We start from the raw sequence: 14,441 nt of genomic DNA, 5'->3' as shown, positions 1-14,441 counted from the left end.
AAGTATTTAAATCCTAACAGTCAGTTTTTGGCTTTACCAACTAATTTGTAATCAAGCACAGGTTTTTATGGCACCGGATTAGCCAAAGGTGTTGAATGGATAATAATCTGTTCAATGTATGATTTTGATCACTTGGAGTCGTGATGAATAAAGCCGAGATCCCGATTTTTGACGGGCATAACGATGTCTTGTTCCGCCTGTTTCAGGCTGGTGGACGCGATCACGCCACTAGCTTTGTTACCGGTCGTGATGGTCATATTGATCTGATAAAGGCCACGTCAGGCGGTTTGGCTGGTGGGTTTTTTGCCATATATGTCCCGTCGCCAGTTGATCTTGCTCTCAAATTCGAATTGATGACTCAGGATAGTTATGATCTGCCATTACCACCGGCAGTTGATTTGAGTGACGCCTTGCCGATTGCCTTGCAACAGGCAGTGATACTTGTCGAGCTTGAGACGCTGGGCGCGCTGAAAATCTGTACTAGCGTAAATGATATTCGTAGCTGTATGCAAAGCGGAATCATGGCTGCCATCATGCATATGGAAGGGGCAGAGGCGATCGATGCCGATCTGTATAATCTGGATATCTTTTATCGGGCAGGGTTGCGCTCGCTGGGGCTGGTCTGGAGCCGCCCAACCATTTTCGGCGAAGGCGTCCCGTTTCGGTTCCCCAGCACAGGTGATATTGGTGGGGGTTTGAGCGAACATGGTATCCGGCTTGTTAAACGCTGTGATGAATTGGGTATCATGCTGGATATGTCGCATTTGAACGAAGCCGGTTTCTGGGATATCGCCAAACACAGTACCAAACCGCTTGTAGCGACGCATTCCAATAGCCACGTGCTGTCGCCGCATGCCCGCAATCTCACCGACAGACAGCTGGCGGCGATTGCCGAAAGTGATGGTATGGTTGGGTTGAATTTCGCCGTCGCCTTTTTACGCGCCGATGGCAAGATGCTGGCCGATGTTCATTATGATGTTCTGCTTCGGCATCTTGACCATTTGATTGAACATCTGGGTGAAGACCGTGTTGGCTTGGGATCAGATTTTGATGGTGCCGTTATTCCCGAAGATATGGGTGATTGTGCTGGACTTACGTCTTTTCGCAATGCGATGTATGCGCATGGTTATAATGACGCTCTTATGACAAAACTTTGTCATGCAAACTGGATGCGGTTACTTGCCCATAACATGGGGTGATCAGACTGCCTTTAAAAGATAAAGGAATGTGATATGGAGCAGATTAACCCGCATGCGCTGATCGCTATTATTGTGGCAGGTATCGGTTACGGGATTTATATCGGCGCCGAATCGCTGGAAAAACGTTATGCTATCAAAGAGCAGATCAGCATTATGCCGAAATTTTTAAAGCATATAGGCAGTGCTTTGATGGTCGTGCCGATTGTGCTTTTTGTTGCGCTATGGGCGTTTGCCAAATTCTAGCGCCAAATTCTAGCCCCAAATTAAAGTCTAGCCTGTCTCGCCAGTTTTGCGGGGTGTCACCAGCGCCAGACCCGCCAGCATTGTTGCCAAAGATACCCAGACCCATGCCGAATGGCTTTCGCCAAATAAAAGCATACCCCAAAACACACCTGCCAAAGTGACAACATAGCCAACCTGACTGGCAAAAAGCGGTCCGGCGCGATCAATTGTCATAACGAACATCGTATAGGCAATCGTTGCTATCAGTGCTAGACCGACAACCCCCCATTCAATGGTGCCAAACGGAAATGCTGGCAGGAACAGGTCACCATTGACCGCTGTGACAGGTAGCAAGATCACCGCGGCCGCGAGATTCATGCCGCAGGCAGTCCTTATTGGCCCCAGACCGGCAATATGCCAACGTGCTAGCAGAATGTTTTGGGCTGCAAGGCATAGCGGACTAACGCAGGCCAGCAATAGCCACGGTACATCGCTTCGGTTTGGCAGACTGCTCTCGGGCGCCACCAGCAGCAGGATCGCACAGGCACCAAAGATAATGCCGGTTACACGCCGCCATGATATCTGCTCAAGCCTGAGTGACAGGGCAAGACAGTAGGTCAGAATAGGTACCAAGGTTACGGTGATGGCCAATATGCCCGCGGGCAGATGCGGCGTGGCCAGATAGAAACATACGCCCGGTATTGCAATACCCATCAAGCCAACGACGATATAAAACCGTAATTGTTCGACGCCCAGCGACATTGGTCGGCGCCGCAACAGCGTATATGTTAGTAAAAGAGCGCTTGCGATGACCGCTTGCCAGAAGGCGACGCCCATCGGGGTGCCGCCCGCATTGATCGCAATCTTGGCAACCGAAAAGGATCCCCCCCATAACATCCCCATACACAGCATAAATATCCAGGGCAGACATCGTGCTAACATATGATGGTATCTCCCTAGTGTATGTGTATGTGTATGTGTATGTGTATGTGTATGATCGTATTGGTAAGGTGTGGCATCACTGTGATGTTGCAAGCGGGTCAGGTCAATCATTTTCATCAGGCGTTATATATGCTGTACTGATGGGCGATCAGAACGACTGGTAAAATGGTGTCCGAATGGATGTTACGGTATTTAGAAAGCTGATTCTGGCCGAAATAGCCGAGCTTGAGGGCTTGAGTAAAAGCAGTAAATCGGGCCGTGATCCTGTCACGCTTGATCAGCAATCGGTTGGCCGTCTGTCGCGTATGGATGCGATGCAACAGCAATCCATGGATCTGGCACGTGAAGAAAGACGGCAACAGCGTCTAATCATTCTGGCGGCGGCCTTGCAACGTATCGAGGCGGACGATTACGGATATTGCCTTGGATGCGATGAGCCGATCAAGCCCGCACGGCTACAAATTGATCCGGCCGTTACAACCTGCGTGTCATGCGCGGTTTGACATTTATATCTGCCTTGGGATATTCGCCCCGATCTGGCGGGGTAGGCCAGCTCAGTATATTAGTGTTAAATAATGTAACATATTGTAATTAAATAAAGAATATCAGTCATGCTAACGTTTATTTAACCCGTCTTGCGTACCCTTTTGGTTCAATTTATCGAATCAAAGGGGTTGCTGATGATACCGCGCCAGACTGCATATACATCCGGTTCACGTCGTTTTTTCCCTCGTTACATTCTGCCTGCTCTGCTTTTAGGCACGCTTGCCGCCTGCGGTGGCGGCGGTGGCGGTGGGAGTGGGGCAACCACAAGCCTTGCCAGCTTGCAAACCAGCGGCAAACCTTGGTTGGGAGATAGTAGTACCATCATATATGACCCTGTTGCAGGTATATACACTGGTTGGGGGCCTTCCAATCATCAACGACTATCTTATGCGCATGGCCGGATTGGGCTGGGTAGCGCGATTCAGGCCAGAAATACCGGCGCGAATGTTCAGGTTGCCGTTGTTGATGACGGCGTTGATGTAGATCATCCTGAATTGCAGGATAATATTCTCAAGCGCCCCGATGGCCAAATTGTAGGGCGCAGTTTTCTTGATAGACGGCCCTCATCAGATCATGGGCCAACGCTTGATCGTGGGCGTGAAAGTATTTCGCATGGCACGCATGTTGCGGGTATTATTGCCGCCGCCGATAATGGGCGCGGCGTAAGAGGCGTGGCACCAGGTGCCAAAATCATTCCTGTAAGATATGTACTAAGCGGTATTCCAAACAGATATAAATTTTCTGCTGATATAGATCCTGATCATGAATATGCTGCAAATTCAGCCACCAAGCTAAAAAACATTATGAAGTACATCAATGATGACACAGGTGCCTTTGTCATGAATAATAGCTGGGGATATACTTTGCGTCCAAGGGTAAAGGAAGTGGCTTTGGCTGGGGGTAAAAAGGGATATTTCTTGCAACCGCGTGGGGCAGCTGACTATCGCGCGTTCATTAACAAATTTAACCATCAGGATTTACGGGAACAGGTGAAGCTGAATAAATTCGTGACTGTGTTCGCCGCAGGTAATGATGGCTGGAACGCCGAAACAGGTGAAATAGATATTTATAAAGAAAAATTCGCAGGTGAAGATATTCATAACTATCTGAACGAGGGTGAACGCACCCTGATTGGTTTTTTAAAGCCAACGGATAGCCAGATTGCCAAGACAAATACACCTGCCAATATCCCGTCACTTTTATCAGCTTATTTTGTGGCCAATGGTGATGCGGTTGGTAAATGGCTGGCTGTAGTGGCGACGGATCGGAATAATAGAATTGCCCCGTTCAGTAATGGATGTGGTATTGCCAAGGCCTATTGTCTTGCCGCGCCGGGAACACGTATTTTGTCAACTTTTGATCGCCGTGAGACAGGTGTGGGTGCGTTTCATGGCTATGGTGTTTATTCCGGCACATCAATGGCGGCGCCGATGGTATCGGGGGCGCTGGCGGTTCTGAAAGGCAAAGACCCGCAACTAACCGCCGAAGCGGCTGTGCGGATTGTGCTTGATACGGCGACTGACCTGGGTGCGCCCGGAGTTGACGATGTTTATGGTCATGGCTTGTTGAATCTGGCCAGAGCGTTAGAGCCGATAGGTGCGACAAGGGCCGCGGGGCGGCATGCCAGCCCGCTATCCGGTTTTGACCCTCGGCAGAATGCGGTGGCCTTTTCCACCGCTTTTGGCAATGGCGGGGCGGGGCAGTCGCTGACCTCGGGCGTGTTTGACAAATATAACCGTTCCTATCAGATGAAAACGCCGCTACAGGCACCGATACGTAAAGCCCCCAGCCTTGATTCCTTGATGCAGTTTCATCATGGCAAGGTCAGTGCGGCATCGCGCACGGTGGCGCTTGATGGCGATGGTAGCCTGTTTTACAGCCTGTCGGATGACCGCTTTGGCCAGCGCGGAAAGGGTGTGTCCTTTGATATGTTTGGTGACATTCAAGGCACGCATTACCGCACGCATCTTGCCTTTGCCAAGGCACAGACCGCCGATAGCATGATGCCGTCATCGACGAATAAAAGCATGTGGGCTGGGCTGGGAAGCCATAGTCGCGATCATATGCAAGGCCGGTTTGATACCGCGTTGAATGAAAATCTATGGCTGGGCATTTATACTGGGCGCGGACAGTTAGGTGGTACAGGTACTTCGACGCGTACTGATCGGGCTGATGATGATGGTTCATATCGCTTTGACGATGTTGGTATATCGCTGGCGCATCGCGACAAATCCTCAAAGATCAGCTTGTCGGCAGGTCAGTTTTTTGAACATGGACGGTTTCTGGCAAGTCGTGGCGAAGGGGCGTTCCAGCTTGATAAGGCTACCAGAACAAATTATCTGCATCTTGGTGCGGCGGCCGCACTGTCCGCGCGCATGAGGATGTCGGCTGATTATATGACGCTCAAAACAAAGGTTGATTTTCGTCACAATGCCTATGTCGATGATATGTCGCTGGATGCCGATAGTGCCGATGTGCGGCTGACCGTCACCGACGTGATTGCAGATAAAGATTATATCGCGATTGGCTATCGACTGCCCTTGGCGGTGCGTCAGGGCGCGATGACGCAACATAGCGTCAAAGGGTATGATATGACAGGTAAATATAATGTGGCGGTTGACCAGATTGATTTTGCCGTGCCAAAGCGGCACCGGATCGCGCATATATCCTATGTGCGGCAACTCAAAGCGCGATCATATGGGGATGCCGCATTTCGCTGGTTTGTCGAAGCCGCATCGCATCAGAACTGGGGCAATATGGCAGGCAAGACAAATCGCCATATAAATGCCGGGCTTATCGCCAGTTTCTAGCGTTGGAACAGTATCACCAAACCAAATATAGGACAGGCCAGCAAATCGCCACATAAATGCCGGGCTTATCGCCAGTTTCTAGCGTTGGAATAAGTATCACCTCTCAGATCAGCCTGTGGCGCTGTGGCGCATGCCGGATCGATAGGCAGACAGACCAAATCATGCTAGCTGTAGTGGTAACAATTTGGCCTTACAGCTAGCAGGATCAGACGAATGCAGACCCCATCTTCTTCGCTTTCATATGGTACCGCTTTGACACGCGGTTTAAGGCGGCGCTGTCCGCAATGCGGGATTGGCACGTTGTTGTGTGGCTATCTTAAACCAGTCACAGAATGTGAAGCCTGCAAAAGTGATTTTAGCCATATCAGTGCTGATGATGGCCCGGCCTGGGTCACCATATTGGTACTTGGGCATGTGGTTGTGCCGCTGATGCTCTATTTCGGGCGCGATGATTCGATACCGCTATGGATTGCCTGCGCTATTCTGTCGGTGATCATGCTGATTGGCGTCTATGTGATTTTGCCGCGTGCGAAGGGATTATTTATCGCGCTGATCTGGATGACGGGCGCAACAGGTGAGGATATGGCACCCAATTCCCTAGATCAAAGTGACGAAACGCATAACCGTCAGTGATCGGTGTTTGACGCTGGCATTCAGGGCAACCATAGTAGCAAAATGAAAATAATCACCTAAATCCGTTTTTACATGAAAATTTGTTTGATTTTTTCATTTTCTCCTCGCAATGTTAGGGGGAAAGAGAGTGTTTCAGATGCTTGTGAAGATGGAAAAACAACCAAATGCCAGTTCGAGTGCCAGTTCGAGTGCCAGTGCCAGTGCGCCACTGCGTTCAACAGGGCAGATCGGCAGTGACATTCGCGCCTTGCGCCGATCACGTAACTGGACGCTAAGCGATCTTGCCGATCATCTTGAACGCTCGGTTGGCTGGCTGTCACAGGTTGAACGCGGCGTGTCAGAACCCGCATTAGAAGATATCCGCCGTATTGCCGGCTTGTTTAATCTGCCCGTCAGTTTCTTTTTTTCATCAAGTAGCGATGATCCGGAAAGCCAATTTGTCGTGCGTGGAGATTCGCGCCGGTCGATGAGTGACGATACCAAAGGTCTGGTTGAAAGCCTGTTATCGCCTGATCTGGGCGGTGCGTTTGAGATTGTCCATTCGGTATTTGCCCCAGGCGCTCGCTGCCCGGAACCGTTTGTCAGGCAAAGCGAAGAAGCAGGCTATGTTATTGAAGGTAGCCTTGTGTTGTTTATTGATGGTGACCGTTTTGAGTTGCGGGCTGGTGACAGCTTCCGGTTTGCTGGCGAAACCGTGTCATGGGTGAATGAAGGCACTGTGCCAGCCATCCTGATCTGGGTGATCGCCCCACCAATTTATTAGTAAATATAATGCAGACTGAATGTGACTGAGTACATAAAATGAACGAACAGCAAACAAAACAGACTGAGACCCTGCAATCCACAACACCATTGCCAAAAAGTGCCCGTGTTGTCGTGATTGGTGGTGGAGCAGTTGGTACATCTGTACTGTATCATCTTGCTAAATTGGGTTGGACAGATGTTGTTCTGCTCGAAAAAAACGAGCTGACTTCGGGATCCACTTGGCACGCGGCTGGCAATTGCCCGAACTTTGTCGGGTCATGGACAATGATGAAGATCCAGTCCTATTCGACGCGCCTATATCGCGAGCTTGGCGCGTTGGTTGATTATCCTATGAATTATCATGTGACAGGTGCGATACGCCTTGCCCATAGTCGTCAGCGTATGGAGGAGTTTCGCCATGTTGAGCGTATGGGCCGGCAGATGGGTGTCGAATTGCAGGAAATGTCGAATAAGGACATGCAGGATGTCTATCCGTTTCTTGAAACGCATGACCTATATGGTGGCCAGTGGGATCCCTATGATGGCGATATTGATCCAGCGCAATTAACGCAGGCATTGGCCAAGGGTGCGCGTGATCTTGGTGCGACCATCATTCGTTTCTGTCCAGTAACCGGTGTCAAATGGGACAAGGGTGAATGGACGATTTCGACGTCGCAAGGTGATATTCAGGCTGAATTTGTTGTCAATGCAGCTGGTTACCGTGCCAATGAACTTGGCAAGATGTTTGGCCGAGATGTGCCCTGTGTATCACTGGCGCATCAATATCTGATTACCGAAGCTATTCCCGAACTGACCGCACGCGACAGCAAGTTACCATTGCTACGCGATCCAGACAGCTCGTATTATCTGCGCCAGGAAAAAGACGGATTATTGCTTGGGCCATATGAAAAAAATTGCCGTGCCCATTGGCTGACCGACGATGATCCGATGCCTGATGATTTCTCTTTCCAGCTATATAATGACGACCTTGACCGGCTGGAATGGTATATTGAGGATGCCTGTGAGCGTGTGCCTATTCTGGGCAGTGGTGGGATCACCCGCGTGGTCAATGGCCCGATTCCCTATACGCCTGACGGTTTGCCGCTTATTGGCCAGATGCCGGGCGTGCCCAACGCCTTTGAAGCCTGTGTGTTTACCTTTGGTATTGTGCAGGGCGGTGGCGCGGGTAAATTACTGGCAGATATTATTGTCGAAGGCGAAGCCGAAACCGATAGTTGGGCGGTTGACCCCCGCCGCTTTACCGACCATGTCGATACGGCTTATACGGCGGCTAAGGCCATTGAAACCTATAGTCATGAATATGCCATGCATTTTCCACAAATTCAGTGGCCAGCTGGCCGTAAGGCAAAGGTGAGTCCGCTTTATGAACGGCTCGAAGCTGCGGGTGCCGAATTTGGCGCCTATGGTGGCTGGGAACGCGCCGACTGGTTCCCCAAGGCAGGCGATGAGAGGCGTCCTGCAGATAGCTATGACCGTCAAGGCTGGTTCGATACGGTTGGTGCCGAATGCCGCCATGTTGCAGAACATGCAGGCATTCTCGAAATGACTGGCTTTTCGCGTTATCTGGTAAAGGGTGAAGGTACCCGCAGTTGGCTATCATCGCTGGTTACTGGCAATCTGCCAAAGCCCGGGCGGATTGGCCTGATTTATTTTGCCTCGCCAAAGGGGCGCGTGCTTAGCGAAATGACCGCGACCTGTCTTGGTGAAGATGAATTTATGTTGATGACAGGTGCTGGCGCGTACTGGCATGATTTCGATCTGCTGTTCTTTGCCTTGCCAGCAGGGGGAGCGATTTCTATCAGCGACATAACGCGCGATTTTGCCACCTTGCTTGTCACTGGACCAAAGGCACCTGCTTTGCTTGCTGATGTGGTTGATATTGATGTGGCGTCAGGTGCATTTCCGTGGCTGACACATCAGCGGGTAAAAATAGCAGGCGTTGATACAACGGCCATTCGTGTCTCCTTTGCCGGTGAAGCTGGATGGGAACTACATTGTCCGATGCAGGATGTTGTTAGCGTCTATGACGCCATTATTGCACAGGGTGATGCGCATCAACTTGGACATTTCGGTATGTTGGCACTCGACTCGATGCGGCTTGAAAAAGGCTATAGGTCATGGAAATCGGATCTGACTTCGGATTATACAATGCTGGAAAGCGGTCTCGAACGCTGGGTGAATTTTGGTAAGGACGATTTTACCGGCAAGACAGCTTTGATGGCCGAGCATCAGGCAGGTACAAAACGCCGCTTTGTAACTTTGACGATTGATGATCCGGCTGATGGTGAGCCCTTTGGTGAGGCTGTCTATCTAAGCACGGTTCTGGTCAATGATGTGGCTGCCGGTCTGGTCGTATCGGCAGGCTATGGACATCGGGTAGGGGCATCGATAGCCATGGCGGTGATTGATGCAGACGCGCTGGTTGAGGGGGCAAATCTGGCAGTTGATGTGCTTGGCCGGATACGCGATGCGCATATTGTTGAAGGCAATGTTCTGTATGACCCGACAAATGCAAAGTTAAAGGTGTAATCATGGCTATTCCGTCACATGCACGCGCTGTCATCATTGGTGGCGGTGTCATCGGTTGTTCGATTGCCTATCACCTTGGCAAGCTTGGCTGGAAGGATGTGGTTTTGCTTGAACGCAAACAGCTTACCTGTGGAACAACATGGCATGCTGCAGGTCTGATCGCCCAGCTTCGCGCGACCCAGAATATGACCCGCCTGGCGAAATATTCGCAGGAACTTTATTTTGATCTGGAACAGGAAACCGGCGTTGCTACCGGCTTTAAGCGGAATGGATCAATCACGGTTGCGCTGACCGATGAGCGAATGGAAGAGTTGCGACGTTCGGCGGCCATGGCGCGTGCCTTTGGTGTCGAGGTTGATGAGATTTTGCCCGATGATGTCACTAAACGCTATCCGGGGCTTTCGCTGGATAATGTTGTTGGAGGCGTATGGTTGCCAAAGGATGGGCAAGCCGATCCGGTGAATATTACACAAGCACTGGCCAAAGGTGCGCGTAATTTTGGCGTCAAGATCATTCAGGGTGTCAAGGTAACCGCGATTGACCAAGCTGACGGACGTGTGACTGGCGTGATGACGAATGAAGGGCCTATCACGGCTGATTATGTGGTTAATGCAGGTGGCATGTGGGCGCGCGAAATCGGCGCAATGGCAGGCGTTGCTGTGCCACTTCATGCGTGTGAACATTTTTATATTGTGACCGAGGCGATTGAAGGGCTAACGCCGAATCTGCCAGTTCTGCGGGTGCCAGACGAATGCGCCTATTATAAGGAAGACGCTGGCAAGATGTTGCTTGGTGCTTTTGAACCAAATTCGAAACCATGGGGTATGAATGGCATCCCTGAGGATTTTGAATTTGACTCATTGCCCGAAGATTTTGACCATTTCGAACCTATTCTCGAACGGGCTGTAGAACGGTTGCCAGCGCTGGCCACGGCAGGTATCCAGACCTTTTTCAATGGGCCAGAAAGCTTTACCCCAGATGATCGCTATATTCTGGGCGAAGCTCCCGAATTAGAGAATTTCTTTGTTGCGGCGGGATTTAATTCGGTGGGTATCCAGTCCGCCGGTGGTGCCGGTATGGCACTGGCTGAATGGATGGATACAGGCAATGCCCCGATGGATTTGTGGGATGTTGATATCCGCCGGATGATGCCGTTTCAGGCGAACCGTAGCTATCTCAAAACCCGGGTTTCGGAAACGCTTGGCCTGTTATATGCCGACCATTTTCCCTATCGGCAGGTTGAAAGTGCCCGCGATGTCCGGCAATCACCTGTTCATGACCGTCTGAAGGTGGCAGGTGCTTGTTTTGGTGAAACAAGTGGATGGGAACGCGCCAATTGGTTCTTGCCATCATCGGAAATTGCTAAAGGTACAGTGCCAGCTTATGAATATAGCTGGAAGCGGCAAAACTGGTTTGACTTTAGTGCCAGCGAGCATAAGGCTGTTCGGGAAAAAGTTGGCATGTTTGATATGTCGAGCTTTGGCAAAATCAAAATCATTGGCAAGGATGCCGAAGCAGTTTTACAGACTATTGCGGCCAATGATGTAGCGGTCGCCCCAGGTAAGATTGTCTATACACAATTTCTCAATGAAGCTGGCCATATAGAGGCTGATGTTACGATTACCCGACTTTCATCGGATGAATTTCTGATTGTAACGCCAGCGGCAACAGTGCGGCGTGATCTGCATTGGATTAACGGACATATCCCCGATACTGCGCATGCGATTGCAATTGATGTGACGGTTTCTGAATCTGTCCTTGTTGTCATGGGACCCCAAGCGCGTGATTTTCTGCAACCATTGATTCCGCAAAGTCTGGCGAATGACGATTTTGCCTTTGGCACGATGCAGGATATTGAGATTGGACATGGCATTGCCCGCGCGCATCGCGTGACCTATGTAGGCGAGCTTGGCTGGGAGATATATGTGTCGGCGGATATGTCGAATCATGTGTTTGATACAATCATGGCACGCGCCCAAGATCATCCATTACAGCTATGTGGTCTGCATGCGCTGGATAGTTGCCGGATAGAAAAGGCATTCCGGCATTTTGGGCATGATATTTCGAATGAGGATCATGTGCTTGAAGCAGGACTCGGCTTTGCTGTTAAGGAAACCAAGCCAGCATCAAAATTTGGCGGCATGATTGGGGCTGATGCGGTGAAGGCAAAACGGAATGACGGGCTGGATCAGCGATTGATGCAATTCCGTCTGAAAGATCCAGACCCGCTTTTATATCATAATGAAGCCATTTTGCGCGATGGCGAGATTGTTGGCTTTTTGACCAGCGGAAATTACGGGCATCATCTTGGCGGGGCGATTGGCCTTGGATATGTCGGCTGCGCCAAGGCTGGCGAAACGGCTGAATCCCAGTTGCAATCACATTATCAAATCGATGTTGCTGGCCAGATGGTCGACGCCGATGTCAGCTTTAAACCGATGTATGACCCGAAAGCTGAACAGGTACGCTTATAGTTGAAAGACATTCAGACAGACAGAAAGGAAGAATCGATGCGGCAGAATAGACTTATTCCACATTCAAATCGCCGAAGCGGCGGTCGTGAGGCACGACGCTCGGTTCGAGCCGCACCGCTGGCAGACGAATTACGCCCAGTTCGCCCGGGCCTGTCTGGGGGCACCTTCAAACCCTTAAACGATGCCTCAGTTAAAGCAATTGAAGACACTGTTTATCAGATACTTGATGAAATCGGTCTGAGTCAGGCACCTGAAAGTGGTGTGAAATATATGACAGATGCAGGGGCTATAGAAGGCGACGATGGTCGTATCCGCTTTCCGCGGGCGCTTGTCGAAGATACGCTTGCCAAAGCCGCCCGCCATATCACGATCCATGGACAGGATGAAAAGCATGACATGCTGTTATCGGGATCACGCGTGCATTTTGGTACTGCTGGTGCCGCTGTTCATGTCGTTGATGTGCAGAATAATTGCTATCGAGAGTCGTATCTAGCCGATATCTATGACGCGGCGCGTATAGTCGAGCAAATGGATAATATTCATTTCTTTCAGCGTCCGATGGTGGCACGCGATATCCCCGATCCGGCTGATCTGGATTTTAATACGGTCTATGCGGCGATTAAGGGCACCACCAAGCATGTTGGCTGTAGCTTTACCGAAGCGCCGTTCATGAAGCCGGCAATTGATATGCTGCATATGGTTGCAGGCGGCGAAGATAAATGGCGTGCACGGCCGTTTGTGTCTAACAGTAACTGTTTTGTCGTGCCGCCTTTGCGGTTTGCGACCGAGTCCTGTCTGGTGATGGAAGAAGCGGTTCATGCAGGTATGCCGGTATTGCTGTTATCGGCAGGCCAGGCCGGTGCGACAGCCCCCGCCAGCATAGCAGGTGCTGTGGCTCAAGCACTTGCCGAAGTGATTGCGGGTTTGGTCTATGTCAATGCGATGGTGCCGGGGCATCCCTGTATCGTTGGCACCTGGCCATTTGTGTCTGACTTGCGCACGGGTGCGATGTCGGGAGGATCAGGCGAACAAGGGCTTTTGACCGCTGCCTGTTCGCAGATGCTTCAGCATTTCGATCTGCCTGGTGGCGCTGCATCGGGCATGGCTGACGCTAAAATGCCTGATGCACAATCAGGCTATGAAAAAGGCAGCACATTGGTCATGGCAGGCCTATCAGGGCTGAATATGGTTTATGAAGCGGCAGGCATGCATGCGTCATTACTTGGCTTTTGTCTGGAAAGTCTGATCATCGATAATGACATGATCGGGCAATGTTTGCGCTGTGTGCGCGGTGTCGAAGTCAATGAAGCGACGTTGGGCGTTGCGGTGATGAAAGATGTCTGTATGGGCGGCGCAGGGCACTATCTGGGACATGATCAGACGATAGGGCTGATGCAGACCGAATATGTCTATCCAGCAATAGGTGATCGGTCGAGTCCAAAGGAATGGGAAGAGCTTGGCAAGCCAAACCTTGTCGAAGTAGCAAGCCAGCGCAAAGATGAAATACTTGCCAGCTTTAACCCGACGCATATTCCAGACGCGCTTGATGCCAAAATCCGTAGCAATTTTAATGTATTGTTATAGATAAACATCAGGCGTTCATCAGCGGCGACGAAAGGGGAACTTCATTATGAGCTTAGAGTTTATTCTAACATCCCTAATCATCGTTTTAGCACCCGGCACAGGTGTAATTTATACGATTGCAACAGGTATTGCACGTGGAACAAAGCCAAGTGTTTTAGCGGCCTTTGGATGCACTCTAGGTATTGTCCCACATCTTTTAGCCGCCATTTTTGGATTAGCCGCAATTCTACATACTAGTGCGGTTATTTTTAATGCCTTCAAATTTATTGGCGTCGTTTACCTGTTATATATGGCATGGATGACCTTTCGCGAGACAGGTGCCTTAAATATTAATAGTGACGATCAGAGGCATACTAGAAAACAGATCATCACTCACGCAATTTTGATTAATATTTTGAATCCCAAATTATCGATTTTCTTTTTGGCCTTTTTGCCACAATTTATTCAGGCAGATGATCCATACCCTATATTTCATATGCTGATGTTGAGTATAGTATTCATGTTAATGACCTTTGTGGTTTTTGTTGGCTATGGTGTTTTTGCATCGTCAGTTCGCGATCACATGACGTCTCAACCTCGGATTATGAGGTTGGTCCGTTATGTATTTGCCAGCACTTTTGTGGCGCTTGGTGCTAGGTTGGCCATTGCTGAAAAATAGAAGTATGTCTTGCCTATCCCCGTTGTAATGCCAAAGCGACAAGCTTATTGTCAGTTATCTAATAGATTGTTAATGATTA

At 50.2% G+C, this 14,441-nt stretch carries 11 protein-coding genes; 10 read left to right on the top strand and 1 reads right to left on the bottom strand.

The annotated features are described in order from the left end of the window. Positions 1-143 precede the first annotated feature (143 nt). Complete coding sequence (locus tag SAR116_RS06070) at positions 144-1,199, top strand: dipeptidase (RefSeq protein WP_013046063.1); 1,056 nt, start codon at positions 144-146, stop codon at positions 1,197-1,199. 33 nt (positions 1,200-1,232) lie between these two features. Then, the gene (locus SAR116_RS06065) at positions 1,233-1,442 is read left to right on the top strand and encodes a hypothetical protein (RefSeq protein ID WP_013046062.1); all 210 of its coding nucleotides are present in this window, start codon (positions 1,233-1,235) and stop codon (positions 1,440-1,442) included. Positions 1,443-1,469: 27 nt separating this feature from the next. Here SAR116_RS06065 and SAR116_RS06060 read toward each other — a convergent pair whose 3' ends face one another. Continuing rightward, positions 1,470-2,363, bottom strand: coding sequence for a DMT family transporter (locus SAR116_RS06060; protein WP_013046061.1), 894 nt, complete (start codon positions 2,361-2,363; stop codon positions 1,470-1,472). A gap of 176 nt (positions 2,364-2,539) precedes the next feature. On the opposite strand from SAR116_RS06060, the gene SAR116_RS06055 reads away from it, so the two are divergent. From SAR116_RS06055 to SAR116_RS06020, 8 genes are all read left to right on the top strand, one after another. After that, positions 2,540-2,866, top strand: a complete 327-nt coding sequence (locus SAR116_RS06055; RefSeq protein ID WP_013046060.1) for a TraR/DksA family transcriptional regulator — start codon at positions 2,540-2,542, stop codon at positions 2,864-2,866. Between the two features lie 177 nt (positions 2,867-3,043). Then, the gene (locus SAR116_RS06050; protein ID WP_013046059.1) at positions 3,044-5,719 is read left to right on the top strand and encodes a S8 family peptidase; all 2,676 of its coding nucleotides are present in this window, start codon (positions 3,044-3,046) and stop codon (positions 5,717-5,719) included. 213 nt (positions 5,720-5,932) lie between these two features. Beyond that, positions 5,933-6,352, top strand: coding sequence for a DUF983 domain-containing protein (locus SAR116_RS06045; RefSeq protein ID WP_013046058.1), 420 nt, complete (start codon positions 5,933-5,935; stop codon positions 6,350-6,352). A gap of 136 nt (positions 6,353-6,488) precedes the next feature. Next, the gene (locus SAR116_RS06040; protein WP_320410303.1) at positions 6,489-7,115 is read left to right on the top strand and encodes a helix-turn-helix domain-containing protein; all 627 of its coding nucleotides are present in this window, start codon (positions 6,489-6,491) and stop codon (positions 7,113-7,115) included. 38 nt (positions 7,116-7,153) lie between these two features. Next, positions 7,154-9,646 (top strand): GcvT family protein, encoded by a 2,493-nt coding sequence (locus SAR116_RS06035; protein ID WP_013046056.1) that lies wholly within the window; start codon positions 7,154-7,156, stop codon positions 9,644-9,646. 2 nt (positions 9,647-9,648) lie between these two features. Next, positions 9,649-12,120: a GcvT family protein gene (locus tag SAR116_RS06030; RefSeq protein ID WP_013046055.1), complete on the top strand. Its 2,472-nt coding sequence runs from the start codon at positions 9,649-9,651 to the stop codon at positions 12,118-12,120. A gap of 36 nt (positions 12,121-12,156) precedes the next feature. Next, complete coding sequence (locus SAR116_RS06025; protein WP_013046054.1) at positions 12,157-13,704, top strand: trimethylamine methyltransferase family protein; 1,548 nt, start codon at positions 12,157-12,159, stop codon at positions 13,702-13,704. Positions 13,705-13,750: 46 nt separating this feature from the next. Then, the gene (locus SAR116_RS06020) at positions 13,751-14,362 is read left to right on the top strand and encodes a LysE family translocator (RefSeq protein WP_013046053.1); all 612 of its coding nucleotides are present in this window, start codon (positions 13,751-13,753) and stop codon (positions 14,360-14,362) included. Positions 14,363-14,441: the final 79 nt, after the last annotated feature.

It is taken from the genome of Candidatus Puniceispirillum marinum IMCC1322, assembly GCF_000024465.1.
GTDB lineage: Bacteria > Pseudomonadota > Alphaproteobacteria > Puniceispirillales > Puniceispirillaceae > Puniceispirillum > Puniceispirillum marinum.
This window is presented reverse-complemented; position numbering and strand designations above follow the sequence as displayed.